The organism is Paraburkholderia sp. RAU2J, from assembly GCF_003634845.1.
GTDB lineage: Bacteria > Pseudomonadota > Gammaproteobacteria > Burkholderiales > Burkholderiaceae > Paraburkholderia > Paraburkholderia fynbosensis.
Genome location: NZ_RBXG01000001.1, coordinates 1,849,838 through 1,876,003, shown reverse-complemented (window position 1 = coordinate 1,876,003; position 26,166 = coordinate 1,849,838). Strand labels below are relative to the sequence as shown.

General features: G+C 64.3%; 22 protein-coding genes. 9 read left to right on the top strand and 13 right to left on the bottom strand.

Annotated elements, in window-relative coordinates; translation table 11 throughout:
- Nucleotides 1-195: 195 nt before the first annotated feature.
- The 3 genes from ilvA to queF are packed head-to-tail and all read left to right on the top strand — an operon-like array spanning nucleotide 196 to nucleotide 3,504.
- Nucleotides 196-1,761 (top strand): threonine ammonia-lyase, biosynthetic, encoded by a 1,566-nt coding sequence (gene ilvA, locus B0G69_RS08685; RefSeq protein ID WP_121316504.1) that lies wholly within the window; start codon nucleotides 196-198, stop codon nucleotides 1,759-1,761.
- 19 nt (nucleotides 1,762-1,780) lie between these two features.
- A complete protein-coding gene (locus B0G69_RS08680; RefSeq protein ID WP_121316503.1) occupies nucleotides 1,781-2,683 on the top strand; it encodes a 5'-nucleotidase in 903 nt (300 codons plus the stop codon).
- Nucleotides 2,680-3,504 (top strand): NADPH-dependent 7-cyano-7-deazaguanine reductase QueF, encoded by an 825-nt coding sequence (gene queF, locus B0G69_RS08675; protein ID WP_121316502.1) that lies wholly within the window; start codon nucleotides 2,680-2,682, stop codon nucleotides 3,502-3,504. Before B0G69_RS08680 ends, queF begins: the two co-directional genes overlap by 4 nt.
- Before the next feature lie 50 nt (nucleotides 3,505-3,554).
- Here the strand turns inward: queF and B0G69_RS08670 are convergent, their stop codons facing one another.
- From B0G69_RS08670 to B0G69_RS08660, 3 genes are all read right to left on the bottom strand, one after another.
- On the bottom strand, nucleotides 3,555-3,941 hold the full coding sequence (locus B0G69_RS08670) for a RidA family protein (protein ID WP_102636390.1): 387 nt from the start codon (nucleotides 3,939-3,941) through the stop codon (nucleotides 3,555-3,557).
- Nucleotides 3,942-4,017: 76 nt separating this feature from the next.
- Complete coding sequence (locus B0G69_RS08665) at nucleotides 4,018-5,499, bottom strand: D-aminoacylase (protein ID WP_121316501.1); 1,482 nt, start codon at nucleotides 5,497-5,499, stop codon at nucleotides 4,018-4,020.
- Between the two features lie 3 nt (nucleotides 5,500-5,502).
- Nucleotides 5,503-6,393: a MurR/RpiR family transcriptional regulator gene (locus B0G69_RS08660; RefSeq protein ID WP_121316500.1), complete on the bottom strand. Its 891-nt coding sequence runs from the start codon at nucleotides 6,391-6,393 to the stop codon at nucleotides 5,503-5,505.
- A gap of 146 nt (nucleotides 6,394-6,539) precedes the next feature.
- Between B0G69_RS08660 and B0G69_RS08655 the strand changes: the two genes are divergently transcribed.
- Complete coding sequence (locus B0G69_RS08655; RefSeq protein ID WP_121316499.1) at nucleotides 6,540-7,817, top strand: amino acid deaminase; 1,278 nt, start codon at nucleotides 6,540-6,542, stop codon at nucleotides 7,815-7,817.
- A gap of 190 nt (nucleotides 7,818-8,007) precedes the next feature.
- Here B0G69_RS08655 and B0G69_RS08650 read toward each other — a convergent pair whose 3' ends face one another.
- Together B0G69_RS08650 and B0G69_RS08645 are read right to left on the bottom strand one after the other, a co-directional pair.
- Complete coding sequence (locus B0G69_RS08650; protein ID WP_121316498.1) at nucleotides 8,008-8,466, bottom strand: MarR family transcriptional regulator; 459 nt, start codon at nucleotides 8,464-8,466, stop codon at nucleotides 8,008-8,010.
- A gap of 31 nt (nucleotides 8,467-8,497) precedes the next feature.
- Nucleotides 8,498-10,093 carry an MDR family MFS transporter gene (locus tag B0G69_RS08645; protein WP_121316497.1) on the bottom strand — a complete coding sequence of 532 codons (1,596 nt, stop codon included), beginning with the start codon at nucleotides 10,091-10,093 and terminating at the stop codon, nucleotides 8,498-8,500.
- 152 nt (nucleotides 10,094-10,245) lie between these two features.
- Here B0G69_RS08645 and B0G69_RS08640 point away from each other — a divergent pair, with 152 nt between their 5' ends.
- A complete protein-coding gene (locus B0G69_RS08640; RefSeq protein ID WP_121316496.1) occupies nucleotides 10,246-11,085 on the top strand; it encodes an EcsC family protein in 840 nt (279 codons plus the stop codon).
- On the opposite strand, the gene B0G69_RS08635 is transcribed toward B0G69_RS08640, so the two are convergent.
- Both B0G69_RS08635 and B0G69_RS08630 read right to left on the bottom strand, forming a co-directional pair.
- The gene (locus tag B0G69_RS08635; RefSeq protein WP_121316495.1) at nucleotides 11,055-12,032 is read right to left on the bottom strand and encodes an alpha/beta hydrolase; all 978 of its coding nucleotides are present in this window, start codon (nucleotides 12,030-12,032) and stop codon (nucleotides 11,055-11,057) included. The genes B0G69_RS08640 and B0G69_RS08635 overlap by 31 nt on opposite strands.
- 114 nt (nucleotides 12,033-12,146) lie before the next feature.
- Complete coding sequence (locus B0G69_RS08630; RefSeq protein WP_121316494.1) at nucleotides 12,147-12,581, bottom strand: CHRD domain-containing protein; 435 nt, start codon at nucleotides 12,579-12,581, stop codon at nucleotides 12,147-12,149.
- 102 nt (nucleotides 12,582-12,683) lie between these two features.
- On the opposite strand from B0G69_RS08630, the gene B0G69_RS08625 reads away from it, so the two are divergent.
- Complete coding sequence (locus B0G69_RS08625) at nucleotides 12,684-12,962, top strand: hypothetical protein (RefSeq protein ID WP_121316493.1); 279 nt, start codon at nucleotides 12,684-12,686, stop codon at nucleotides 12,960-12,962.
- Between the two features lie 138 nt (nucleotides 12,963-13,100).
- Here the strand turns inward: B0G69_RS08625 and B0G69_RS08620 are convergent, their stop codons facing one another.
- From B0G69_RS08620 to B0G69_RS08595, 6 genes are all read right to left on the bottom strand, one after another.
- Entirely contained in the window at nucleotides 13,101-17,519 is a 4,419-nt protein-coding gene (locus B0G69_RS08620) for a transporter substrate-binding domain-containing protein (protein ID WP_199731259.1), read from the bottom strand.
- A gap of 55 nt (nucleotides 17,520-17,574) precedes the next feature.
- On the bottom strand, nucleotides 17,575-18,321 hold the full coding sequence (gene aqpZ / locus B0G69_RS08615) for an aquaporin Z (protein WP_121316492.1): 747 nt from the start codon (nucleotides 18,319-18,321) through the stop codon (nucleotides 17,575-17,577).
- Nucleotides 18,322-18,564: 243 nt separating this feature from the next.
- Complete coding sequence (locus B0G69_RS08610; protein ID WP_121319234.1) at nucleotides 18,565-19,209, bottom strand: response regulator transcription factor; 645 nt, start codon at nucleotides 19,207-19,209, stop codon at nucleotides 18,565-18,567.
- Nucleotides 19,210-19,349: 140 nt separating this feature from the next.
- Entirely contained in the window at nucleotides 19,350-20,039 is a 690-nt protein-coding gene (locus B0G69_RS08605; protein ID WP_121316491.1) for a response regulator transcription factor, read from the bottom strand.
- Between the two features lie 139 nt (nucleotides 20,040-20,178).
- Nucleotides 20,179-20,844, bottom strand: coding sequence for a response regulator transcription factor (locus B0G69_RS08600; protein WP_121316490.1), 666 nt, complete (start codon nucleotides 20,842-20,844; stop codon nucleotides 20,179-20,181).
- 294 nt (nucleotides 20,845-21,138) lie between these two features.
- Nucleotides 21,139-22,566, bottom strand: coding sequence for an MFS transporter (locus B0G69_RS08595; RefSeq protein ID WP_121316489.1), 1,428 nt, complete (start codon nucleotides 22,564-22,566; stop codon nucleotides 21,139-21,141).
- A gap of 97 nt (nucleotides 22,567-22,663) precedes the next feature.
- Here B0G69_RS08595 and B0G69_RS08590 point away from each other — a divergent pair, with 97 nt between their 5' ends.
- The 3 genes from B0G69_RS08590 (at nucleotide 22,664) to B0G69_RS08580 (ending at nucleotide 26,162) form a co-directional block, all read left to right on the top strand.
- Nucleotides 22,664-23,551, top strand: coding sequence for a LysR family transcriptional regulator (locus B0G69_RS08590; RefSeq protein WP_121316488.1), 888 nt, complete (start codon nucleotides 22,664-22,666; stop codon nucleotides 23,549-23,551).
- 422 nt (nucleotides 23,552-23,973) lie between these two features.
- Nucleotides 23,974-24,690 carry a c-type cytochrome gene (locus B0G69_RS08585; RefSeq protein ID WP_121316487.1) on the top strand — a complete coding sequence of 239 codons (717 nt, stop codon included), beginning with the start codon at nucleotides 23,974-23,976 and terminating at the stop codon, nucleotides 24,688-24,690.
- Nucleotides 24,687-26,162 carry a cytochrome c gene (locus B0G69_RS08580; RefSeq protein WP_241991281.1) on the top strand — a complete coding sequence of 492 codons (1,476 nt, stop codon included), beginning with the start codon at nucleotides 24,687-24,689 and terminating at the stop codon, nucleotides 26,160-26,162. Before B0G69_RS08585 ends, B0G69_RS08580 begins: the two co-directional genes overlap by 4 nt.
- The last annotated feature ends 4 nt before the right edge of the window (nucleotides 26,163-26,166 follow it).

The following is a 26,166-nucleotide window of genomic DNA, read 5'->3' as shown; positions in this document are numbered from 1 at the left end:
CGCCACGCGTTGACGGCTGCAATCGTAGCAGCAGCGGGGCTTCAGGCGTTTTCACACTGGAAGCGCATGAAGTGAATTTGTCGACCGGTCGGTCGGGCGGGCCCGCGCGAGCGCACCCGACGCGCTTGAGAGACCCTCGCGGCGCTCCCAGGCTGGATCGGACGGAAGGCCTGAGCGGTCACCGTTGGCGCTATCATGGACCCTTTCCCGTCTCACAACGCGCATCGCGCCACCCGCATGGCTTCCCACGACTACCTGAAAAAAACCCTGACTGCACGCGTCTACGACGTGGCCCGCGAAACCGAACTGGAACGCGCGCCGAATCTGTCGGCACGGCTGCGCAATCCGGTGTATCTGAAGCGTGAGGACAACCAGCCGGTGTTCTCGTTCAAGCTGCGCGGCGCGTACAACAAGATGGCGCATCTTCCGGCCGAAGCGCTGGCGCGTGGGGTGATTACCGCGTCGGCGGGCAATCATGCGCAGGGCGTCGCGTTGTCGGCGGCACGCATGGGTGTGAAGGCGATCATCGTAGTGCCGGTGACGACGCCGCAGGTGAAGGTCGATGCGGTACGCGCGCATGGTGGGCCGACGGTCGAAGTGGTGCAGTTCGGCGAGTCGTATAGCGACGCGTACGGCCATGCGGTCAAACTGCAGGAAGAGCGTGGCCTGAGCTTCGTGCATCCGTTCGACGACCCGTACGTGATCGCAGGGCAAGGCACCGTCGCGATGGAAATTCTCAGCCAGCATCAGGGGCCGATCCACGCGATCTTCGTGCCGATCGGCGGCGGCGGACTCGCGGCTGGCGTGGCCGCGTATGTGAAATCGGTGCGCCCGGAGATCAAGGTGATCGGCGTCCAGACTGATGATTCGTGCGCAATGGCCGCCTCGCTCAAAGCAGGCGAGCGCGTCACGCTGAACGAAGTCGGACTGTTCTCGGACGGCACGGCGGTGAAGCTGGTCGGTGAAGAAACCTTCCGCCTGTGCAACGAATATCTCGACGACGTGCTGCTCGTGAATACCGATGCGCTGTGCGCGGCGATCAAGGATGTGTTTCAGGACACCCGCAGCGTGCTCGAACCGGCAGGCTCGCTGGCTGTTGCGGGTGCGAAGCAGTATGCCGAGCGCGAAGGCATCGAGAACCAGACGCTGATCGCGATCACCTCGGGCGCGAACATGAATTTCGACCGCATGCGCTTCGTCGCCGAGCGCGCCGAAGTCGGTGAAGCACGCGAAGCGGTGTTCGCCGTGACGATTCCCGAAGAGCGCGGCAGCTTCAGGCGTTTCTGTGAACTGGTCGGCACGCGCAGCGTCACCGAGTTCAACTACCGGATCGCGGACGCGAACTCGGCGCATATCTTCGTCGGCGTGCAGATCAGAAACCGCAGCGAATCGGCGCAGATCGCGGGCGCGTTCGAAGCGCACGGCTTCGCGACCGTCGACCTGACCTTCGACGAACTCTCGAAGCAACACATCCGCTACATGGTCGGCGGGCGCTCGCCGCTCGCGCATGACGAGCGCCTCTTCCGCTTCGAGTTTCCGGAGCGGCCGGGCGCGCTGATGAAGTTCCTGTCGTCGATGGCGCCGAACTGGAACATCAGCCTGTTCCACTATCGTAACCAGGGCGCGGACTACAGTTCGATCCTCGTCGGCATCCAGGTGCCCGCGAGCGAGACCGAAGCGTTCGAACGTTTTCTCGCCACGCTCGGTTATCCGAACTGGGAAGAGACGCAAAACCCGGTGTATCGGCTGTTTCTTGCATAACAGGGACTGAAACGCGCAGATGGCTCTCTCGCTCGCCGACAAACTGGTGGTGGCAATCTCGTCGCGCGCGCTGTTCGACTTCGAAGAAGAGAACCGCGTGTACGAAGAAGGCGACCTGCACACCTATGAAGCGTTGCAGCGCGACCGGCTCGCGGTGCCCGCCAAACCGGGCGTCGCGTTTGCGCTGATCCGCAAGCTGCTTGCGCTGAATGCCGGCGGCCACCGCGTCGAAGTGGTGATCCTGTCGCGCAGCGATCCGATCAGCGGATTGCGCGCGTTTCATTCGTGCCGCGAACATGGGCTCGCGATCGAGCGCGGCGTCTTCACGCGTGGACGCGCTCCGTTCGGCTATCTGAAGCCGCTGAACGCCTCGCTGTTTCTGTCCGCGAATCAGCAGGACGTGCGCGACGCGCTGGCCGCCGGATTTCCGGCCGCACGCGTGTTGCCCGAATCGGCGAAAATGGCGAGCAAGTATCCCGACGAAATCCGCATCGCGTTCGACGGCGACGCCGTGCTGTTTTCCGACGAAGCGGAACGCGTGTTCCAGAAAGACGGCTTGCACGCCTTCGTCGGCCACGAGATTCACAACAAGGACTTGCCGCTCGCGGACGGTCCGTTGAAACCGTTGCTCGAAGCACTGCATCGGCTGCAAAAACTCGCGGATGAAGCCGCGCCGATGCATATTCGTACGGCATTGGTGACGGCGCGCTCGGCGCCCGCGCATGAGCGCGCGATCCGCACCCTGATGGCGTGGAACATCGAAATCGACGAAGCGATGTTCCTCGGCGGCCTCGACAAGAGCGCATTCCTGCGCGAGTTCGAGCCGGACTTTTTCTTCGACGACCAAATTGGCCACTGCGAATCGGCCCGCGTCGTGACGGCGACCGGGCACGTGCTGAGTGGCATCGTGAATGCATCATGACACCCGAACAATCTCCGCTGGGTAAGGCCTCCACTTACACCGAACACTACGACGCATCGCTGCTGTTTCCGATCGCGCGAAAAACCGCGCGCGAGGCGATCGGCATTGGCGCGCAGTTGCCGTTCTTCGGCACGGACATCTGGAATGCTTACGAGTTGTCCTGGCTGAACGCGCGCGGCAAACCGCAGATCGCGGTCGCGACCTTCTTCGTGCCGGCGGACTCGCCGAATATCGTCGAGTCGAAGTCGTTCAAGCTGTATCTGGGCTCGTTCGCGCAGACGGCGTTCGAGTCGATGGACGTGGTGCGCGACACGATCAAGCGCGACGTATCCGCTTCCTGCGGCGCGACGGTGTCGGTTCGTCTGGCCACGCCGCATGAATTCGGCAAGCTGCAGATGGAAGAATTCGAAGGCTTGTCGCTGGACCGGCTGGATCTGGATACCGACATTTATCAGCCGGATGCGTCGCTGCTGAGCGCGGCGCACGATGAAGCGCCGGTCGAGGAAACCCTGTTTTCCAACCTGTTGAAGTCGAACTGCCCCGTGACCGGGCAACCCGATTGGGGCAGCGTGCAGATTCACTACGTCGGCCCGCAGATCGATCACGCGGGCTTGCTGCGCTACATCATCTCGTACCGTAATCACACCGGCTTTCACGAGCAGTGCGTCGAGCGGATTTTTATCGACGTGCTGAAGGCCTGCAAGCCGGTCAAGCTCGCGGTGTATGCGCGCTATACGCGGCGCGGCGGGCTGGACATCAACCCGTTCCGCACCAACTACAACCTGCCGATGCCGGACAACATGCGTCTGGCCCGGCAGTAACAACGCAGTGGTTCGCCGCGGGTTCAGTCAACCGCGGCGAAGGCAATGCCTCAAGCCGTCGGCTTCTTATATGCGACGCAATCCACTTCCACCTTGCAGTCGATCACCATCGACGACACCACACAGGCGCGCGCCGGCGGATTGTCGCCGAAGTATTCGCGGAACACCTTGTTGAACGACGCGAAGTCACGCGGATCGTCGAGCCACACACCGCAGCGGACCACATGCTCCGCGCCGTAGCCGGCTTCCTTCAGAATGGCGAACACGTTCTGGATCGCCTTGTGCGATTGCTCGACGATGCCGCCATTGATCACTTCGCCGTTCTCCATCGGCGTCTGACCGGACACGAAGAGCCAGCCGTCCGCTTCGACCGCACGCGAAAACGGCATATGCTGACCGCCCGTTCCCTTTCCGCCTTCAACGCCATAACGCTTCATCATCACACTCCTTAAAAAGTCCGGCACGCGCCCGGCACCAGCGCCGCGCGCACCGCAATCAGTCGAACAGAAATAGTTAGAACGCGCCGTGCGCGTCACCCTTCGACGCCGCGCCGCGCGCCACGAAATGACCAGCCCGCTCGCCCGTCACCGCGCCGTCGCGATACGACAGCACGCCGTTCACCCAGACCGCGTCGATGCCGTCCGCCGCCTGCTGCGGCTTGTCGAACGTCGCCGCGTCGCGCACCTTGTCCGGGCTGAACAACACCAGGTCGGCGTGATAGCCGATATGCACTTCGCCACGCTGCGCCAAACCAAAGCGACGCGCCGACAGACTGGTCATCTTGCGCACCGCCTCTTCGAGCGGCAGCAGACCGGCGTCGCGCGCGTAATGGCCGAGCACGCGCGGAAACGCGCCCCACAGGCGCGGATGCGGCAGCGGATCGTTCGGCAAGCCGTCCGAGCCGACCATCGTCGCCGGATGCGAGAGGATGCGCCGCACGTCGTCTTCGGACATGTTGTGATACACCGCGCCCGCCGGTTGCAGACGCTTGCCCGCTTCCTGCTGCGTGACGCCCCACTGCGCGGCGATCTCCTTGACGAGCTTGCCCGCCATCTCGGGATGCGGCTCGGACCACGTGATCGTGATGTCGATGTCGCCCGTCACCTGCTTGAGATCGAGCGTCGACGAGCTACGGTTGTACGGATAGCAGTCGCACCCGATCGGCTGCATGCGCCGCGCCCCTTCGAGCGACTTCAGCACTTCTTCGCTGCGCCCCCAGTTCGACGGCCCCGCGCACTTCAGATGCGAGATCACGACCGGCACATGCGCGTGACGGCCGACGCGGTACGCCTCGTCCATCGCGTCGAGAATCGCATCGAATTCGGTGCGCATGTGTGTGGTGTACAGCGCGCCCGCGGCGGCGAGCGGTTCGGCCAGGGCCATCACTTCTTCGGTCGGTGCGGCGAACGCCGAGCCGTATGCGAGCCCCGAACTCAAACCCAGCGCACCGTTGGCCAGTGCCTCTTCGAGTTGCGCGCGCATGCCGTCGATTTCCTGCGCCGTGGCCGCGCGATCGAGCCGGTCCATCTGATTGCTGCGCAACGCCGTGTGGCCGATCAGCGCGCCGACGTTCACCGCCGGACGCGCGGCGTTCACCGCCTTCACATACTCGGCGAAAGTCGGGTACTGGAACGCGTCGCGCTCGCCGAGCAAATTCATCGGATCGGGCGGATCGCCCTTCAGTGCCACCGGCGACGCGCTGATGCCGCAATTGCCGACGATCACCGTTGTTACGCCTTGCGTAATTTTCGGCAGCATTTGCGGCGCCTGGATCACGTGCGTGTCGTCATGCGTGTGGACGTCGATGAAGCCCGGCGCCAACGCGCGCCCCTCGGCCTCGATCACCTCTTCGGCGAGCCAGTTCGACAGATTGCCGATCGCGACGATGCGGCCGTCGCGGACCGCCACGTCGCGTTCGACAGGCGGTGCGCCCGTGCCGTCATACAGTTGCGCGCCGACGATCAGCGTATCGGCGGCTTCGGGATGCGAGTGCATGGATCAGTCTCCTAACGGTTGTCGATCGCCGCCGCCGCGATGCGCGTCGAGCGCGTGCTTCATGCGGCGCAGCAATTCGCGGCTCTCGTCACCCTGACTGACGGCAAGTTCGGTGACGAGCACATCGAGCGCCATCATCATCGCGTAACGCGACGACGACGGCTTGTAAATGAAATCGGTTTCGAACGCGACGATCGGGATCACCCAGTCCGCGAGTTTCGCCAGCGGCGAGGTGGGCGCGGTCAGCGCGATCACGGTCGCGCCGTAGCTGCGCGCGATCTTGCAGTTCTCGATCATCTCCGGCACGCGTCCGGTGGTGGACAACGCGATCACCACGCATTCGCGCGATACGGTGCTCGCCACCATGCGCTGCAACAAGCCGTCCTGATAGGTCGCGACCGGGCGGCCAAGGCGCACGAGCCGAAAGCGCATCTCGTCGGCAAGCGCGGTCGAGCCGCCCCCCATGCCGAACACGTAGATCATGCGCGCCGCGCGCAAGGCGCTGGCCGCTTCATCGAGCGGCGCCTTGCGCAGTAGCTGATGGTTATGGGCCAGAGCGGTTTGCAGTTCGTCGAATACGCGGGTCGCGATCGGCTCGGGTACGTCTGTTGCGCCGCCCGGCTGCAGGAAGCGCTGCCCGACCGCCGCCGCCTGCGCGAGCCGCAGCTTCAGCTCGCGCACGTCGCGGCACCCGACCGCCTTGGCGAAACGCGTGACGGTCGCGACGCTCACCTCCGCCTGCTGCGCAAGCGCGCCGATGCTGGCGCGCGAAGCGCCCGTCAGATCGTCGAGGATCAACGCGGCGACCTTGCGTTCGGCCGAGCGCAGGTCCGGCGCGCATTCGGCGATGCGCGCGACGATGTCGAAAGCCAGCGGTTCGGCGGTTGAGTTCATGGCGGACTGGGGGAGGTCGCGCGAAGACTTGCAATACGCCTTCGGAACGCCGTGGTACTAAATAACATTTCTCCTGCCATCGTACTTTCGGTAACATGGTAAAGTCAAATTTGATTCAATTTAACTGGACGATGGAGCAAGGAGACATGAAAGTTACAAACTATCAGGGCGCAACGATTGATCCTTATAGCAAGGGCTTGGGCATGGTTCCGGGCACCAGCATCCAGCTCACGGATGCCCCGCGCCTCGAATGGAACCTGCTCAACGAAGACGTGAGCCTGCCGGCGGCCGTGCTGTATGCGGATCGCGTGGAGCACAACCTGAAGTGGATGCAGGCGTTCGTCGCGGAGTACGGCGTGAAGCTCGCGCCGCACGGTAAGACCACGATGGCCCCGCAGTTGTTTCGCCGTCAGCTCGAAACCGGCGCGTGGGGCATCACGCTCGCCACCGCGCATCAGGTGCGCGCGGCGTATCACGGCGGCGTCTCGCGCATCCTGATGGCCAACCAGCTGGTGGGCCGCCACAACATGATGATGGTCGCCGAGCTGCTGAGCGATCCGGACTTCGACTTCTTCTGCCTCGTCGACTCGGTCGAAGGCGTCGAGCAATTGGGCGAGTTCTTCACGTCAGTGAAGAAGCCGTTGCAAGTGCTGCTCGAACTCGGCGTGCCGGGCGGCCGCACGGGCGTGCGCGACGAAGCGCAGCGCAACGCGGTGCTCGCCGCGATCGCCCGCTATCCGGATGTGCTGAAGCTCGCCGGTGTCGAGTTGTATGAAGGCGTGCTGAAGGAAGAGCACGAGGTGCGGGAGTTCCTGCAAAGCGCGGTCGCCGTCACGCGCGCGCTTGTTGAAGAGGGGCGTTTCGCGCGCACGCCGGCGGTGCTGTCGGGCGCGGGTTCGGCGTGGTACGACGTGGTGGCGGAAGAATTCGTGAAGGCGTCGGAGACCGGCAAGGTCGAAGTCGTGCTGCGTCCCGGCTGCTATCTGACGCACGACGTCGGCATCTATCGCAAGGCGCAGACGGATATTTTCGCGCGCAATCCGGTCGCGAAGAAAATGGGCGAAGGCCTGCTGCCGGCGCTGCAGTTGTGGGCGTACGTGCAGTCGATTCCGGAGCCGGATCGCGCCATCATCGGTCTCGGCAAGCGCGACTCCGCGTTCGACGCGGGCATGCCGGAACCAGCGCGTCACTATCGTCCGGGTAACGTTGCGCCGCGCGATATCGCAGCGAGCGAAGGCTGGGAAATTTTCGGCCTGATGGATCAGCACGCGTATCTGCGGATTCCCGCCGGCGCCGATCTGAAAGTGGGCGACATGATCGCGTTCGACATCTCGCACCCGTGTCTGACGTTCGATAAGTGGCGTCAGGTGCTGGTGGTCGATCCCGCGTATCGCGTGACGGAAGTGATCGAAACGTTCTTCTGACGCGGCCGTGAGCGGCGCGCGCCTTGCAGTCAAAAGGCGCGCGCCGCTTGCGGTGGTTCCGATAACCAGTGGCTTGGGCAGCGCAAGGCCAATGCTTGCCAGCGGCATCCGTAAGCCACCCACGCGACGAACGCGTCAGTGAATCAGGGCTGCCGCAACGCCCCACTGTGTGCAGCTTCGCCTGCCTGTCCTACCTCTCAGCACCAGCCGCGCTCGCCGCGGCTGCCACTTCGCCGATCCGCGCTTCGAGCATCTTCAGCGCGCCCGACAGCGCTCCCAACGCCTCGTCTGGCAGCGCGGCCATCGTGTCGTGCAAAAACGCGTTGCGACGCGGCAAGCTCGCTTCGGTCGCCGACTGTCCCGCCTCCGTCAGACGCACATTGGTGACGCGGTTGTCGCGCGTATCCATGCTGCGCGCAATCCAGCCCAATCCTTCCAGCGTTTTCAACTGCCGTGTGAGCGCGCCCGGATCGACCCGCAGGCGCTCGACCAGCCTTTTCTGCGACGACTCGCCCGCCTGCTCGTGCAACGCAAGCAAGATGCGCCAGCGCGGCAGCGGATGGCCGACGTGTGCCTCGAACGCCGACATGAACGCCCGATAAGTGCGGCCAAATTGTTGCATGACGGCGACGCGGTCCTGTTCTTCCATGATCTGTTCAGTCAAACGGTAAGTCTAAAAATCAGTCCGCGTGGATCACGGGCTCGAGCTTGCGCTGGAGCTTGATCCGCGGCACGCGGCGGCTTTGCCACACGGACACCACGGCGATGATCGCCGCCATCGCGAGACCCAGATGAATCGCCCCGACGAGCGCCTCGCGCGCGCTTTCGAGCAGCATCGCGCCGTTGTGGCCCGCATGCGTCAACTGCTCGACCAGGGTGGTCTGCGCCCCCCGGTTGATCAGGATTTGCGGATCGCCGAGATCGGCAAACCAGTGCGATGCGTTCGCGTTATCGAGCGCGCTGCGCACGCCGCTCGCGTACATGTGGCTGACCAGCGTGCCGGTCAGCGCCGTGCCGATCATCCCGCCGATCATCCGCAGCGACTGCAGCAACGCCGTCGCGATGCCCAGGTGTTCGCGGCCGGCCGTCTGCTGCGCGAAGATCGTCAGGTTCGGCATCACGAAGCCGAGCCCGAGGCCGCCCACCACCATGAACGACATCAGCACCCATTGCTGCATGGAACGCGTCGCGACGACAATGCCGAGGCACGACAACGCCACCAGCGAAAAGCCGATATACAGCATCAGATTCGGATTGCTCACGCGCGACACGATGCGCCCGTTGGCAATGCTGCCGATCGTGATGAACACGACCAGCGGCGTAATGACGAGCCCCGCTTCTTTCGGCGACATGCCGAAGCCGCCCTGAAACAGCAGCGGCGCGTAGAACAGCAGCGAGAACATCGTGAAGCCGCCGAGCACCGCGAGCGTGAAGAGCGCGGCAAGACTGCGGTTGCGGAACATGTCGACCGGCAGGATCGCCGTCGGGCAGCGTTTTTCCCACTGCCAGAGCGCGTAAGCCGAGGCGATGCTCAGCGCGAGCAGCGCAAATGCGCTCAGGGTGACGCCGTGTTTCGGCAGCAATTCGACAAACAACTGCAGCGAGCCGAGCGCCACCGCGATCAGCACCGCACCGGGCCAGTCGAGCCGCATCTTGCCCTCGTGCTCGACATGCCGCAAATGCGGCAGGAAGCGCCAGACGAAAAACAGCGACAACAGCCCGACCGGCAGATTCACGTAGAACACCGAACGCCAGCCGTAGTACTGCGTGAGAAAGCCGCCGAGCGACGGCCCCACGGCGTTGGCAATGCCGAACGCCGAACTCATCAGCACCTGCCAGCGCAGGCGCACGACCGAGTCGGGAAAGAGATCGGGAATGCAGGCGAACGCGGTGCCGACCAGCATCCCGCCTCCGATACCCTGCAAGCCGCGCGCAAGCACGAGGAACAGCATGTTGTTAGCCGCACCGCACAGCACCGACGCCGCGGTGAACACGACGATCGACGCGATCACGAATGGCTTGCGCCCGTAGTAATCGCCGAGGCGGCCGAAAATCGGCACCGTGATCACCGAGGTGAGCAGGTACGACGTGGCGACCCACGCGTACAGTTCGAAGCCTCTCAGTTCTGAGACGATGGTGGGCAGCGCGGTGCCGACCACGGTCTGGTCGAGCGCGACCAGCATCGTGACGAACGAGATGCCGAGCATTGCCAGCAAAGATTCACGGAAGGGTAAAACTTGCCCACTCGAGTGGTGGGCCGCGGTATGGACAGCCATTTTTTAATGGAGCTTTTGATAGCGCAACAGTTGACTCGTCAAACGATTGGGAATCATACCACGGTGTGGCGCTCTAAGCGGGACGTGCTCGCGCGGTTCAACGCGCCGGCAATCGACTGAAAAACGCACACGACATGACGCCAGGGAGGCCCATGCAGCCGAGTTCGCTCGCAGCACTATCCTTAACGGAGCAGGATCTGAACGCGCTGCGGCGCGCGAAACATCAACTCGAAAGCCCCGCGCTGGCGATGAAGCTCGCGAGCGTCGTCGGCGCGCCGATCGAAAAGCTGTTGGCGCGGCTGCCGGCATTCGCCAACGCCAAGGTCACCGATGCGACCGAGCTGGCGTTGCGCAAGTGCCTGTCGATCGCGCTGCGCACGCTGAACCGGCGCGACGCCACGTCCCTGATTGCGCCGGACAAGCCGAGCAACCTGCTGCACAAGTTCGCAGTGGCCACGACCGGCGCGGCCGGCGGCGCATTCGGACTGTTCGCGCTGCCGGTCGAGTTGCCGGTCACCACCACGCTGATGTTCCGCTCGATCTGCGATATCGCGCGCAGCGAGGGCGAGGATCTGTCGTCGATCGACACGCAGTTGCAGTGTCTGACCGTGCTCGGCATGGGCGGCACGTCGAGCGAAGACGACGACGCCGAGTTCGGCTATTTCTTCATGCGCGGCGCGCTCGCGCAGGCGGTGTCGAAGGCGTCGTCGGAGATTACGACCAAGGGCTTCACCTCGCATGGCTCGGCGGCGTTGCTGCGGTTGCTGCATGCGATCGCCGCGCGCTTCTCGGTGCAGGTGAGCGAACAGATCGCTGCCAAATCGATTCCGGCGATCGGCGCGGTGCTCGGCGCGATGGTCAATACCGTCTTTATCGACCATTTCCAGCAGGTCGCGCATGGCCACTTCACCGTGCGTCGGCTGGAGCGGCAGTACGGTCAGGCAGCGATCGAAGCCGTCTATCAGACTCTCGACATCGCGCTCGACGGTTGAGCGGCCGCTTGTGCCCCGTGCGCGGCGCGGCTCGTCGCGCGCCGCACGAAAGCCGCCGCATGATCGAGCGCGCGGTTCGCTTCCGGGATGAACGGTGCGAACAGCGGCCAGACGTGCGGCATCTTCTTCCACACTTCGAATTCGCAGTCGACGCCCGCCGCGCGCGCGTTGTCGGCGACGCGTTGCGAGTCGTCGAGCAACACTTCGGTGCTGCCCGCCATGATGAAAAGCGGCGGCACGCCGTGCAGATCGGCATAAACCGGCGACGCATACGGATCGGTGGCCGGCGCATCACCGAGATAGACCTTCGCGGCACGCGCGATCGCGGCGCCGCAAAACATCGGATCGACGCTGTCGTTACCGCGGATGCTGGCGCCGGCCGCCGCCAGATCGGTCCACGGTGAAAACAGCAGGCCGCCTGCGGGACGTGGATCACCGGCGTCGCGCAGCGCCACCAGCGTGGCGAGCGCAAGGCCGCCGCCGGCCGAATCGCCCGCGATCACGATCGACTCGGGCGCGATGCCCATGGCGAGCAACTGTCGATACGCCGCGCTCGCATCGTCGAGCGCCGCCGGGTAGCGATGCTCGGGCGCAAGACGGTAGTCGAGGGAAAAGACCCGCGTATCGGCACGCGTGGCCAGTCCGAACACGAGCGAGCGATGCGTACGTGGCGAGCAGAAGTAGTAGCCGCCGCCGTGGCAGTACAGCACGGTCGGCGGCGCGTGGCCGGCCGGCGCCTGAGCGACGCGCTCCAGCCACTCGCCGCGCAGCGGCGCATCGTGCGGGCGGTATGTTTCGCGCAGACGCCAGTCGCGCGGCACGCGCGGCGACCAGACACGCTTCGCGGTCAGCGCACGCGCGTTCGCGACATCGATGCGAGGCGCGAGGGTTTGCGGACGAAACTGCCTGCGCAGATACCAGCACGCAAGTGCGCTTTGCCAACTCATCAGGACACGCTCCTTCGATAATGTCCCGTCATGGTACGTGCATTCGCGGCTGCGCCTGTGGACGGCGGCTTCTAACCGGATAACGGCGGCTCTTCGCGCAGAGCCGCGCGCCTTCTAGTTCGCCGGCAGCACCTGGCCGCGAATCTCGCCCATCGGGTTCTGCGCGGTATGCACGTTGAAGTACCACTGTCCCGCCATCAGGTCGGTGACCTGCTGCTCGGTGAGCGCCGCCGATCCTTTGATCGGGCTCGCGAGCGCGCCCTTGTCGATCGGCACCTGGACTTTCGCGTTCTGACCGACCGGCGCCGGTCCGTGGAAATGCGCGGCGGTGGGCGCGCCGCTCAAGCCTTCATAGGTGACGGTCCATTGCAGGGATTGCGTCTTCGTGTCGAAGGTGGCGTTCAGCATGCCGTGCCCGTGACTCACGCGAGGCGGCACTTCGCTCGACGGCTCGAGGTCCGCCTTCAGCGCCACCGTATCCGCGAACGCGGCTCCCGACGCCAACGCCCACACCACTACGGCCAGATTCAATTTTCGCAGCGAAATCATGGTCTTCTCCGGACTTTGATGCGCCGCCGCACCGACAGTTCGGCCACGTGCGGAGCCACCACATACTAGTGCAAATCCCTCCGATATGTTGGCGTGGCAAGCGTGTTCGAATCGATGGCGACCTTGCCGTTATATCGCGGCGCGGATTGGATCTGTAGTTATCCGAAACTGTTCGCCGTGTTCGTCATGCGTGACCAAGTTCGCGAGGTCGAGCAGGACGTGCACGCCATTAAGGCATTTCGAACCCCGGTTCGGAGCGATTTGAGAATCGATCCACTCGTCTTCGCCGGTGCTTTACTCGAATTATCCGAACAATTATTTGCGAATTTTGTAATGAATCAATCGCGGCATCCCGGTTATGCTTCCGCCTGCGAGAAGTGACTCCTTCATCGAGGGAAGTCTCCAAACCTTTTAACGCGGCCTCGGCCGCGTTTTTTTTTCGTCCGCTTTTCGGCTGGTTATCGCGCGCTCGTCTGCATTTTTTTGCATTCGGCTGCACTCGCTTGCAGGTGTTGTCCCCTACGCGAGCAAAGCCGCCTGCTGCTCGATGCCGTCCAGCATCGCATTGCACTTCTTGATCAGTGCCCGCCCTTCGTCGCGCAAACGTCCCGGTGACTTGAGGGCGAGGTCGCGGCGATAATCGTCGAGCGCGTCGAGCAGCGGCGGATATTGCAGGACGCCCGCCGCCCCTTCCACCCGGTGCAGCCACTCGCGCACATCCGCAATCTCCATGCGTTCGAGCAGCGGCGACAACGACTGCATGTCTTCACGCACCGCTGAAACGAACGCGTCGAGCAATGCCTTGACGGTCGATGCGCTGCCCCACAGCTGCGTCATGTGCGTGAGATCGACCGGAACGAACGGCTCCTCGCCACCCTGAACGAGCGGCCCGGCAATCTCCGGCTCGCTCTGCGTTTCCGCGGGCGCGGTCTGCCACGCGCTGTCGGTGCCGAACCAGCGGCTCAGATAGTCGCGCAACGTGGCGAGCCGGGTCGGCTTCACGAGGCTGTCGTCCATGCCGGCATCGCGGCATAGATTCAGATCGTCGGGCGCGGTGTTCGCCGTGATCCCGAGGATCGGCAGACGCTGCGTGCCGCCCCGCTCCTTCTCCCGGATATGCCGGGTGAGTTCGTAACCGGACAGATTCGGCATATGGCAATCCGTGATCAGACAGCCATAGTTCGTGCGCTCCAGCGCGGCAAGCGCCTCCACGCCGTCGTTCGCGACATCGCACGCGAAACCGAGCAAAGCCAGTTGATGACGAATCAGCTCCTGATTGACCGGATGATCTTCCGCGACAAGGATCAACCGCCCGCTCGCGATCGCGCGCTCACGGTCCGGCGGCGTCGTGACGCCTTGGGGTGTGCGCGGCAGGCCCGCCGTGGGCCGCGCCACCGAAGGCAGCCCCGTCATCGCGGCGGCGCACGCCGCGCCAAGACCGCGCCACGAAATGGGGTTGACGCTCACGCGCACGGTATTGTCGAGAATGCGATACCCCGTCGGCTTCGGCTTCTCTGTGAGGATGATGACCCGTGTGTCCGGGCCGACGCATGCGGGCAACTGCACCTCCTCGCTCACGAACAGCAAATCCACGTTGGCCAGCGTGCCGCGATCACGCAACGCACTGGCGTGCGGCGCGACGCTGCGCAACTTGAGCCCGAGCGCCTTGCCGAAGTGCATCAGCGCACGGCCGACCCGCGTGTCGCCGGTCGCGACAATCCCGCGTTTGCCCCGCAAGCGGCTCACGGAATAGTGCTGCGCCACGACTGGCATCGTGACCCGCACGATCATGCAGGTGCCGTGACCCGGCGCGCTGCGCAACGCGAGCGTGCCGCCCATGAGGTCGATCAGCTTGCGGCAGATCGTCAGCCCGAGTCCGGTGCCGCCGAAGCGCCGCGTGGTGGACGACTCCGCCTGCACGAACGGCTCGAACAGACTGGCCTGCACGTCCGGCGCGATGCCGATGCCGGTGTCCTCCACGCTCATTTCAAGCGTCTGCGCGGCGCCGTTCTGGTCGACGACCGACACGTCCACGTCGACCTCGCCCTGCGGCGTGAACTTGATCGCATTGCCGAGCAGGTTGAACAGAATCTGCCGCAAGCGCACGCTGTCGCCACGCATGACGGCGGCGACGCCCGACGCAATGTTCACGCGCACTTTCAGCCCCTTCTCGTGCGCGCGGCCCGCGAGCAGTCCGACGGCGTTATCGACCAGCTCACGCAGGTCGATCGGTTCAGCTTCGAGCGTCAGCCGCCCTGCCTCGATTTTCGAATAGTCGAGCAGATCGTCGAGAATCTGCAGCAGCGCGCCCGCGGACTCGTGGATCATGCTCAGCATCTCGCCTTGATCCGTATTGAGCGGCGTGCGCTCCAGCACTTCGACCAACCCAAGCACGCCGTTCATCGGCGTGCGGATTTCGTGGCTCATCATCGCGAAGAAATCGTCTTTCGCGCGCGAAGCCGCCTCGGCCATGTCGCGTGCGCGAGCGAGTTCCTCAGAGCGGGCGCGCTCCACGCTCGCGTCCACCCAGAAGCCGCTCCACACGACGCTGCCGTCCGCCTCACGGCGCGGCACCAGCTCCGCGCGCACCCATTTGGGCTGCTGTCCGCCGCGTAGGCGAAACTCCATGTGCACCGGCGTTTCGCTGCGCGCAGAGCGCTCCAGTTCGGCCTGCACGAACTCGCGGTCTTCCTCCGCTACGCGATGGAAGTCCACCTGGGCGCGATGACTCAGCGACACGCCGTTGTCGCCCAGCAGGTGCCGCGTGTCGCCGCCGATATACGGAAACGAGTACGCGCCGCTCGCGGTGCGGCGCAACTGAAACACCACGGCCGGCAATGAACGCGTCACATCGAAGAGGCGCCGCTCGGTGTCGCGCGCGAGCATTTCGGCACGCCGGATAGTGGTGATGTCGACCATCGCGCCGACGAGGCAAACGGGTTGTCCGTCACTGCCGCGGCACACGCTGTTCCAGAACAGCCCGTGCCGCACATCGCCCGTGCTGCTGCAGAACTGCAACTCCACTTCGGCGATGCCGCCGCTCTTCAGCACCTCGCGCGTCATGCCGTCGAGAATGCGGCTGTTCGCTTCGCCCCATGTCTGCACTTCGATCGTCGTGCGTCCGAGCACTGCCTCGCGGCTGATGCCGCACGCCTTCTCATAAGCGCGGTTGACCGCGATGTAGCGTCCATCCAGATCTTTGGCGACCAGCGCATAGGGCACCGTCTGCATCATGGATTCCTGGAAATTCAGTTGCAGCGCGAGCGCACGCTCGGTCTTCTTGCGCAGCCTGACTTCCCGTTGCAGCAGCAGATAGGCGCGCAACGTGACCACCAGTACGACGCCGACGCCGATCAGCACTGGCAGCAGGCGCACCGCGCTCACGCTCCATATGCCGCTGTGCGGAACCGCGTCGACCACCCAGCGTTGCCGGATGCGCTGCGTCTCCGCCGCCGGCATTGCCAGCAGTGCTCGGTCGAACAACCCGGCGAGCGGCTTCAGGTCCGAGCGTACCGCGATGTCGAGCGAGTCGGATTCGCCGAGCGCGCCGAGAATCTTGAGAACGCCGGCATAGCGGCGCTTCAAACGGATATCGACAGCGGCCATGTTGCCGACCGTCACGTCCGCTTCGCCGGCGGCCACCATTCGCAGCGCGTCGTCCGTACTGGGCGCGACGACGATGTGATCGGGCGCAACGGCCTCGAACGCGTGCGGGACCGAGCCGGCAACCCGAGCCGGGATGACGATGCGACGCGACGTGACATCGTCGAACGCGCGCGCCGTTTCGCCAACGCGGCCGACGACCACCATCGGGTAGCTCGCGTAGGCGCGAGTATGGGCGGCGTTATTCAGTTTCGGATCGTTGCTGGACGCCATCGGCAGAATTGCCAGTTCGCCGCGCTGGAACGCTTCGACGTTCGCGGACCAGTCGGACAGTCGGGCCCGGTTGAAGACGACGCCGAGAGTCCGGCTCAGGTATGCCAGATAGTCGGCGGTCACGCCGGCGGGACGACCCGATTCGTCGATGAAACTGAACGGCGGGCAGTTGCTGTCGAAGCCGATCTGCAACGGCGGCAAGGAGCGAAGCCACGCTTTCTCTTCCGATGTCAGCACGAACTGACGCGCCGCGGCGGCCGGCTGTGCGTTGAAGCTGTCGGACAGCCAGCGCACGCGAATCGCCGTAGCGTCTGCCGGGCTCATCGACGCGAGTGCGCGATCGAGCAGGTCGCGCAGCGCGACCTGATTGCGGGGCACGCCAAAGCGCAGGTTGGAAATTCTCCCGCTCTCGTCGAACGCAACGTGCAGATCTCGGAAAGGCTCCGTCGCCAACTCGTACTGGACGACCGTGGTCAGGCCAAAATAGGCATCGGCGTCGCCGCGGGCCACCGCGGAGAGCGCGGCGCGCGTGGTGGCGAACGCGTTGACTTCGGCGCGCGGAAAACTCTCGCGGATCGGACGCTCGAGCGCGAAACCCCGCTCTATCGCGATACGCGCGCCGGCCAGTTCGCCACGGCTCGCGTACCGTTCGCCGCCGCGCCGCACCACTGCCGAGACCGACGAGCGGAAATACGGCGCCGTGAAACTGAGGCACTGTTCGCGCTCGGGCACGCGAGCGACGCTCATCATCAGATCGATATCGCCCGCGCAAGCCGCGGCCAGCAACTGCGGCATGTCGGGAAACGCTTTGGCTTCGATAATGACGTTCTGCCCCACCAGCGCGCGCAGATAGTCGCCGCTGATGCCGGTGAGGCGGCCGTCCTGCATCATGTCGAACGGCGGCCAGCCACCCGCGAGCACGCCGACGGTCAGCCTGGCAGGGAACGCGCGCGCGGCCGGATAGCGCGCGTTGCTGCCGAACGGCTCGGCGACGGACGTCACGGCCACCGACAGGCAGACGGCGAGCAGCCACAGCGGCAGGTGCCGGAACGCGCGCTTCATCGCAATGCGCTCGACGAGACCCGCGATGAACGGACCACGTGGCACCAGGCTAACCTCACGCGGCGTCGCCGGGACCGTCGGCTAGCGTCGCCGCGGAGGGATCGGTGTCGCCATTCAGGAACGAAAACAGCACGCCGGCCGCGACGCCGCCCGACAGCGGCGCGGCCCAGAACACCCAGAGTTGGTCCAGCGCCCAATTGCCGACGAACAGCGCTTGAGCCGTGGAACGGGCGGGATTGACCGAGCCGTTGGTCACCGGGATCGACACCAGATAAACGAGCGTCAGACACGCGCCGACAATCAGCGGAGCAATCGGCGCGAGGTTCTTTCGGTCGACGATCAGCAGGCACACCATGACGAACGCAAACGACAGCACGAATTCGATGGCCAGCGCCGAGTGCAGTTGATAGTCGGCGGGAGAATGGGCGCCGAAGCCATTCGCGGCAAATTCGCTTGTGCCCGGATCGAAGCCGGGGCGGCCGCTCGCCACGTACACGAGGAGCGCCGCCGCGGAGATCGCCCCAGCAATCTGCGCGGCAATGTAGGGCAGCAGATCACGCACCGGAAAGCGCTGGGCGACCGTGAAGCCGACAGTGACGGCGGGATTGAAATGCGCCCCTGAAATGCCACCGAACGCATAGCCGGCCGTGGCGAATGCAAGGCCGAACGCCAGCGACACGTCCAGGCTGCCATAGCCCTGCAGGATCACGCTGGTATCCAGCACGGTGCTGCCGCATCCAACGAACACCAGCCACGCCGTTCCCACTCCCTCCACCCACAACCGCTTACCCAGCGTGACCATCCGCCCCTCCCATTTTTTCTCTGTACGAGGCAGACGCACCGCGTGATTGCACCGGACCTCTGCTCTGAATTGTCTAAGGCCCGTTACTTCCTAGGACAACGAAATACGAGTCGCCGTCAGGTAGGGAAGCAATAACGCCTCAGTCAATTCAGAATTATTGAATTCGGGGATCGTTATACGAATCAGAAAATTCTTAAATCTACTGCCCTTTAATCATCAATGTTATTCAAAAGTCAAGCAATGTCAGATCACGCCGATTTGCCTTGCGTATTCGACTAAATCGTCTTCCGTTTCCAATCCGAGCTTGCGCATCGCGCTGCGTTTTTGCGTGCTGATGGTCTTGCCGCTGCGCTGCAGACGTTCGGCGATTTCATGAACCGCGAGGCCCTGCGCATAGAGCTGGAAGACTTCCCATTGCCGCGCGCTCAGCGCATTGGCGTAAAGGTGCGGCGCCCGCTCCGCGGCGTTCAGCGCGACACGCACCTGCTCCGACAGATGAACGCGGCCGGAAACCACGACAGCGATGGCATCGACCAGCGTTTGCGCGGCGTCGCGCTTGTCGATGATTCCGCTCACGCCGATGCTTTGCAGTCCGGACAGCAGGTGACCATTGCCGATCATCGTCAGCGCGACGACATGCGGATGCGGCCGGCGCCGCAGCAGCCGGCGCAGAAACGGCACCGCGTTGCTGCTTCCGTCGATCCCCGGCATGGCGATGTCCGAGACGACGACGTCGCACGCGCAGGCATCGAGCAGGACAGCCAGGCCATGGGTGTCGGCTGCCTCGCCGACCACTTCGATATTGGGCCTCGCCTGCAGCAAATATTTGACGCCGACGCGAATGCATTCATGATCGTCGGCCACGATGACGCGGATCTTGTGTGTCATTTTTTTGTTGTCTTTGTCGACTGACACCGCCCGCACGCGCTGTGCTTCCCCGGGCTGTGTCAACACTTGTGCTGTTCGCCATGCGACGGCATGGCGCGTCACTGGATTGCCAGTGGCTTCAGTCGCATCTTCATGACCTTTCAGCGGCTTTGACCACGCCACGCGGAAATGACGCCGTGCTCGGCGGCGAAGCGAAACAGTTCGGCGTCACTGCGCAACGAAAGCTTGCGCATCGCCGTGCATTTCTGCGCGCTGATCGTCTTGACGCTGCGCCCCAGGCGCGCGGCGATTTCACTGACGGCGAATCCCGACGCGTACTGCACGAACACCTCGAGTTCACGACGCGATAACGCGCTGCGAACGAGGTCGAGCCGCTGGGTCACCGTTGCTTCGGCAATCAGCATGCGCACCGCGGGTCCGACATAACACTCGCGCGCGAGCGCCGTGACGACCGCCACGTGAATCAGATCGATCCGGTCGCGCTTGCTCACGAGTCCGTCGACCCCGAGCGCGATCACGCTCTGCAGCGCGGCCGCCTCGGTTTCCATGGTGAGGACGATGAGCGCGACATGGGGATAACGCGTTTTGAACTGCTTGACGACATCGAGCCCGCTACCGTCGATATTGCCCGGCATGTAGAGGTCCATCAGCACCAGGTCGCATGGGCCGCGATCGACTTGCAGGAAGAGTTCGGTGGCGTCGGCGGCGCGTCCGACAATTTGCATGTTCGGATAAGTGCGCACCAGATTTTCGATTGCCAGCAGAACCAGTGGATGGTCGTCCGCTATGATGGCTCGAACCGGTGCGCTCGCCTCAGCGGTGTCGTTCATCGTCTACTGCTCCTCGGTATTTTGTATTTTTGCCGCTCTCTACGACGCAACCGGCTCTATCACCATAATTGAATATTTTTGCGCCGATAAATATAAGAGCGTTCCGAAATAACCTTAGTCAATCGGCCATGGAGAATGCTTAAATATGCGAATCAATTTCAACAATGCCGCATGCGTACAGGCGCGAAAATAGACCGGGGTTGTTGGTGACGCCGAGCTTCGTCATCGCTGCGCGCTTTTGGCGGCTAACCGTACGGCGATGACAACCGAGCGCCTCCGCTATCTCGGCAATAGACTGCCCGCTGACAAGCCGCTTGACGACCTCCGTCTGTCGCCATGACAGACGGACTGTCGGGAGCGACGTGCGCTCGTCGTTCTGCGGGCACGCGAGTGGGTCCGCGATAGAACGTCCGAGGTAGCGCGCACCGTTTGCGCTGGCTTCGATCGCTTGCCAGAGCGTGTCCATCGACTCGGCTTTACCCAGCGCGCTCACCGCGTCGTCTGCCGCGACCGCCCGCAGAATCGAAGGGCCCGTCAGCGTCGTGACCACGACGACGCGCAACTGCGGCCAGTCGCGGCGAATACGCCGCATCAGGGCGAGATCGTCTTCGGGAGCGCCGTCGGCGTCCGGCATGAAGAGGTCGGTCACGAGCACATCGCAAGGGACGCGCTGCAGCAATTCAATCAACGCCCGAGGCGTGTGCGCCTCGCCGACGATCGTGACGCCGGCCTGGGTTGCCAGCATCGCCCGGTAGCCGAGCAGCACGAACGGATGATCGTCTGCCAGAATGATTCGCAGATGCACGGGAATTTAGCTCGTTCGTTGTAGGAATGATTGGCTCGCGCGCCAGACACTCTGAGCGCACAGCGCGCTTTGACTTAGCGCATGACGACGACGTCATGCGCTAAGGCGCCCATAAAATCATCACTAAAATCCCGCAAAAATCAGAGCATTCCGAATCATGTAAAAATAAATGGTCTATTTTTGTCCTTATGAAATAGATCAAAATTAATTATCCCGGTTGAATCATTCCGACATTGGCATATCGCTTTTTCTGTGCTTTTTCTGCGCTTTTTCTGTTAAGGGGCAACGGTTCGACTACCGCATTGCATCGCAAGCCCCCGCCGCCGCCCTGACCCTCGGCATCGCGCGCGGGAAAACGGGCAACGCGAGCAGCGCGCACGCACTCGCCACCGCCCACACCATCGGCCACGAACCCACGGACAATAGCGGCGGGATCGCGAGCGGCGTCAGAAAGAGCGTGAGAAACACGCAGGTGTTGCCGATCGCCAGCGCCGTGCCCGCGCGGTTCGTTCCAGCCAGCGTGGCGAGTTCCGTGAAGGCGACGCCGTGCCACGCCGACGCGCTTACGCCGCCCAGCACGACCATCAGCGCGAACAGCGTAGTGATCGCCGTGTGATGCGGGCCGGCGAGCCCCGTCGCCAGCGCCAGCGACGCGAACAGCATCGCGCTCAGCAAGCTGCAGGCGCGCATGTAAGCCCGTCGATTGCCGCGCCGATCGGTCCAACTGCCGCTCCAGACCCGCGCGATCGCTGCGCCCGTTTGCACCGCGGCCATCGTCACGCTGATCGCCAGCACGCCCGCGTGGCCGTAATCATGCAGAAACACGGTGCCGAACGTGACGACGGCGAGTTGCGGCACGCACAGCGCGCCGGCGCCTAGCGCGACCCGCCAGATGCCGACGTCGCGTAACGGCGAGACCTTCGCAGGGGCGCCGGCCGCCGCAATCTTGTCGTGCCTCGCAGTGCCGACCGCGGACGTCGAGCCGTGCGCCCCCGAAGCGAGCGCCGCACCTGCGCCATGCGCCTGCCGAGCCGGCCGGGCCGGCCGAAGCGACCGGGGCGCGGGCCCGCCCTCCGCTGCCTCAGCGTGCGCAGGCGGCGGCTCGTGCAGCCAGCGCCATGCGAACAGCGCCGTGACAGCACACGCGAGAGCCAGCACGGTATAAGCGCTCGCAAAACCGAATCGCGACGCGAGCGCCGGCAGCATCAACGCGCCGATTCCGCCACCCGCGGGCACGGCGGTCTGACGAATGCTCATCGCCAGCCCACGCTCGCCCTCGCGAAACCACGCCATCACCGCGCGGCCGCTCGATCCGTTGACGCTGCCGCCCAGCAGGCCGACCAGCAGCAGCCCGAGCGCGAGCATCGTCACGCTGGGCACATGGGCGCCGCTCGGCGCGACGAACAAGGCGAGGCCGGCGAGCGCGGCGGCGGTGGACAGCAGCCCGAGCAGCAGCACACGGCGGTCGCCCCAACGGTCGGTCAACAAGCCCCACGGCAACTCGCTGATCGCAATGCCGAGGCCGAGCATGCCGAGCACCAGTCCCAGTCCGTCATTGCCGAGGTGATAGCCCGAGCGCAGAAACACCGCGGTTGTCGGAATACCCGAAAACGCGGCGGAAAAGCTCGCGTTCGCGGCGAATCCGACCCCCAGCACCTTCCACCGGTGACTCGCGCCACGCTGGTGGGCCCCGCCGGCAACCGCAATCGACCTGTTTCCCATGACACCCCTCCGCAATGAGCTTTGGCGGTATCCTACGGCTGGGCTTTCCATCGGAAAAGCCGGAAATTCAGATGCCTTCTATCGGATATACCGAATCATGAGCCAACGCGGATTCGACCTCACCCAGTTGCGCACTTTCGTCGCCGTCGCGGAATCGGGCAGCGTTTCGGCGGGCGCGGAGCGTGTTTTCCTGTCGCAATCGTCGGTGAGCGAGCAGTTGAAAAGACTCGAGGAGCGCGCCGGCCAGCCGCTGTTCCTGCGCAGCAAGCAGGGCGTGAGCGCCACGCCCGCCGGCAGCCGCCTGCTCGATCATGCGCGACGCATCATCGCGATGAGCGAAGCGGCGTTCGAAGACCTGCAAGGCCGCTCGCTCGACGGCGAGCTGCGCATCGCGATCACGGACTACTACCGGCCGCACGACATCGCGCGCATTCTCAAAGCGTTCTCCGAACAGCATCCACGGCTGAAGCTGCACGTCACCGTGTTGCCGAGCGCCGTGATCGACAGCAAGGCCGATGACGACGCGTCGTTCGACATCGGCCTCTCGCTACGGCTCGTGACCGCCAACCCGCGCGCCGCCGGCCGGCGCAGCGGCGCGCCGAGCACCGTGGTGCGGCGCGAGAAACTGCTATGGGTGAGCGCCGCCGATGCCGAGCAACGGCCGGCCGCGCCGTATCAACTGGTACTGCTGCCGTCGAGCTGCCAGTTGCAGCGTTTCGTCGTGAAGCTGCTCGACGAGCACAAGGTGCCGTATCTGATCTCGCATTCCGCGTCGGGCGTGGCGGGCTTGCAACTGGCATTGAAGGCCGGGCTCGGCATTTCCTGCCTGAACGAATCGTCAATCGGCGGCGGTCTCGTGGCCTGTCCCACCAGCGTCGGACTGCCTGCGTTGCCGGCCGTGGAGTTTCATCTGCTGCCCGGATGGCTCGGCGAAAGCGAACTGGTCAGCAATGCACGCACGGCCTTGATGCGCCTGTTCGCGTGAGCGCATCGATACGGATGCGGGCGCGCAATCCCATTTGAAAGCGTTTTAGCCGACGCCTATGATGGTTTGATACAGATCAATTCGAGGTTTTTTCGGCTATTGACGCGTCGAATAAATTCCTGCACGCTGCTACACGCTGCCTGACGCTTCATACGTCCTTTCTCGCGGCCCGGAAACCGCAGCCCAGCCGCGCATTCAGCGCAGATTGCCGTTTTCGCCAAACATTTGCATCGCCGTACAGCATCAATGCTTCGTCATCCGGAATAAGTCCGTTTCGATTCGCCGTAATGCAGTCGTTATAAGAAAAAAAGCAAAACAACTGGCAGACCCGCGATGCGTCGTGCGTCGGATTCGCGCATGAATCCACGAACGAACGCGTGACAAACAAATCGAGAAGCAGAACGCTCCCAACGAGGCTTGGCGTGCATCGTAGAACTATCGGATCTTCGGTTCTGTTCGTGCTTCATGTCGTGTGGAGTGGCGCGGCGCTCGCGGCCACCGATACGTCCAGCGCGATGCCGTCCGCGATGGCCGAGCGCATGCGCGCCTGCACCTCGTGTCACGGCGTGCAGGGCCAAGGCCGCAACAACGACTACTTTCCGCGCATCGCCGGCAAACCGGCCGACTATCTGTTCAATCAGTTGACCGCCTTTCGCGACGGCGGCCGCACTTATCCCCCGATGGGCTATCTGCTCGCCTTCCTGCCCGACGACTATCTGCGCCAGATCAGCCAGTACTTCGCCGATCTGCAACCGCCCTTTCCCGACGCCGATCACACCGACGTCTCGCCCAAGGTGCTCGCGGCCGGCGAACGACTGGTCATGCACGGCGACCCGGCGCGCGGCATACCGGCGTGCATCGCCTGCCACGGCGCGCGCATGACCGGCACGCAGCCGGGCATTCCCGGCCTGCTTGGCTTGCATGCGAGCTACATCGCCGGGCAGATGGGCACGTGGCGCTCGGGCTCGCGTCGAGCGCTCGCGCCGGACTGCATGCATTCGATCGCGGTCAAGCTGAGCGATCGCGACATCACCGCGGTATCGAGCTGGCTGTCCCGCCAACCGCGGCCGGACGATCCGCGGCCCGCACCGGCGTCCGCTGAGCGGCTGCCTCTAGCATGCGGGAGCCAACCACGATGAAGCCGATACTTTGTTCGCGGGGTTGGGGACGGGTGCGGGGTGCGGTTTTTGGCGGCGCTTCTGGCGGCGCTTCTGGCCGCGATTCCAGCGCCGTTTTGCGCGCCGTTGCCCGCGCTGCGACGCAAGCTCACCGCACGGCCTCGTCATTCACCTCGGGCACGCTAACCGGCGCCCTCATCGCGACTGGCTGCGCCCTCCTCCTTCATGCCCTGCACGCGCCACTGATCTCCGAGGCCCGCGCCGCCGATACCGCGCCGGCCACCCCGACGGCCTCGCCATCGACCGCAGCGACGCACGGCGGCGCCCCCGATACACGCCCCGAGATCGTCCAACGCGGCGAATATCTGGCGCGCGCAGGCGACTGCATCGCCTGTCACACCGCGCCGCGCGGCAAGCTGTTCGCCGGCGGCCTCGCGATGGACACGCCGTTCGGCACGCTGTTTTCGCCGAACATCACGCCGGATGCGCAATACGGCATCGGCACGTGGAGCGAGGAAGCGTTCTTCAAGATGATGCGCACCGGCCGCAAACCGGACGGCACGCTGATTTACCCCGCCATGCCGATCGCCCAGTACACGAAGGTCACGCGCGAAGACTCGGATGCGATCTTCGCGTTCCTGCGCACCGTCGAGCCGGTGCGTGAGCCCAACCGCAAGCACACGCTGCGCTTCCCGTTCAACCAGCGCGACTTGCTATACGGCTGGCGCACGCTGTATTTCCACGAGGGCGAGTTCAAGCCCGACCCGACCAAGTCGGTCGAATGGAATCGCGGCGCGTATCTGGTCGAAGGGCTCGGGCACTGTTCGATGTGCCACACCAAGATCAACATGCTCGGCGGTTCGTCGCAGCGCGATCAGTTCGCCGGCGGCCTGATTCCGGTGCAGAACTGGTACGCGCCGTCGCTGACATCGGACAAGGACGGCGGCCTCGGCGACTGGAGCATTCAGGACATCGTCGACCTGTTGCAGACAGGCATCTCCGCGCGTGGCGCCGTGTACGGCCCGATGGCGGAAGTCACCTATCACAGCCTGCAGCATCTGTCGGATGAAGACGTCCGCGCGATGGCCGTGTATCTGAAGTCGCTGCCGGACAATCGCGGCCGCAAGACCGGCCCGTCCGCGCAAGCCGATCCCAAGACGTTCGCCCTCGGCAAACAGATCTACGCCGACAAGTGCGCGCTGTGCCACGGCGCCAACGGCGAAGGCCAGTTGCCGCACTACCCGCCGCTCGCGGGCAACCAGTCGATCGAAATGAATTCGGCGGTCAATCCGATCCGGATCGTGCTCAACGGCGGCTTCCCGCCAGGCACGAAGCGCAATCCGCAGCCATATGGCATGCCGCCGTTCGGTCAGGAGCTCAATGACGTCGAAGCGGCGGCCGTCGTCACCTTTATCCGCACGGCGTGGGGCAATCACGGCCAGCCGGTGACGGCCCGCGAGGTCAACGAATTGCGTAAGGCGCCGCTGCATTGATGCG

What these genes read in the sequence shown, in the direction of transcription:
- B0G69_RS08595 (WP_121316489.1), bottom strand. Translation starts at nt 22,566, where the DNA reads ATGGGAAACAGGTCGATTGCGGTTGCCGGCGGGGCCCACCAGCGTGGC.
- B0G69_RS08635 (WP_121316495.1), bottom strand. Translation starts at nt 12,032, where the DNA reads ATGAGTTGGCAAAGCGCACTTGCGTGCTGGTATCTGCGCAGGCAGTTT.
- B0G69_RS08670 (WP_102636390.1), bottom strand. Translation starts at nt 3,941, where the DNA reads ATGAAGCGTTATGGCGTTGAAGGCGGAAAGGGAACGGGCGGTCAGCAT.
- ilvA (WP_121316504.1), top strand. Translation starts at nt 196, where the DNA reads ATGGACCCTTTCCCGTCTCACAACGCGCATCGCGCCACCCGCATGGCT.
- B0G69_RS08590 (WP_121316488.1), top strand. Translation starts at nt 22,664, where the DNA reads ATGAGCCAACGCGGATTCGACCTCACCCAGTTGCGCACTTTCGTCGCC.
- aqpZ (WP_121316492.1), bottom strand. Translation starts at nt 18,321, where the DNA reads ATGGTCACGCTGGGTAAGCGGTTGTGGGTGGAGGGAGTGGGAACGGCG.
- B0G69_RS08655 (WP_121316499.1), top strand. Translation starts at nt 6,540, where the DNA reads ATGAAAGTTACAAACTATCAGGGCGCAACGATTGATCCTTATAGCAAG.
- B0G69_RS08640 (WP_121316496.1), top strand. Translation starts at nt 10,246, where the DNA reads ATGCAGCCGAGTTCGCTCGCAGCACTATCCTTAACGGAGCAGGATCTG.
- B0G69_RS08660 (WP_121316500.1), bottom strand. Translation starts at nt 6,393, where the DNA reads ATGAACTCAACCGCCGAACCGCTGGCTTTCGACATCGTCGCGCGCATC.
- B0G69_RS08665 (WP_121316501.1), bottom strand. Translation starts at nt 5,499, where the DNA reads ATGCACTCGCATCCCGAAGCCGCCGATACGCTGATCGTCGGCGCGCAA.
- queF (WP_121316502.1), top strand. Translation starts at nt 2,680, where the DNA reads ATGACACCCGAACAATCTCCGCTGGGTAAGGCCTCCACTTACACCGAA.
- B0G69_RS08610 (WP_121319234.1), bottom strand. Translation starts at nt 19,209, where the DNA reads ATGACACACAAGATCCGCGTCATCGTGGCCGACGATCATGAATGCATT.
- B0G69_RS08680 (WP_121316503.1), top strand. Translation starts at nt 1,781, where the DNA reads ATGGCTCTCTCGCTCGCCGACAAACTGGTGGTGGCAATCTCGTCGCGC.
- B0G69_RS08650 (WP_121316498.1), bottom strand. Translation starts at nt 8,466, where the DNA reads ATGGAAGAACAGGACCGCGTCGCCGTCATGCAACAATTTGGCCGCACT.
- B0G69_RS08580 (WP_241991281.1), top strand. Translation starts at nt 24,687, where the DNA reads ATGAAGCCGATACTTTGTTCGCGGGGTTGGGGACGGGTGCGGGGTGCG.
- B0G69_RS08645 (WP_121316497.1), bottom strand. Translation starts at nt 10,093, where the DNA reads ATGGCTGTCCATACCGCGGCCCACCACTCGAGTGGGCAAGTTTTACCC.
- B0G69_RS08630 (WP_121316494.1), bottom strand. Translation starts at nt 12,581, where the DNA reads ATGATTTCGCTGCGAAAATTGAATCTGGCCGTAGTGGTGTGGGCGTTG.
- B0G69_RS08605 (WP_121316491.1), bottom strand. Translation starts at nt 20,039, where the DNA reads ATGAACGACACCGCTGAGGCGAGCGCACCGGTTCGAGCCATCATAGCG.
- B0G69_RS08620 (WP_199731259.1), bottom strand. Translation starts at nt 17,519, where the DNA reads ATGAAGCGCGCGTTCCGGCACCTGCCGCTGTGGCTGCTCGCCGTCTGC.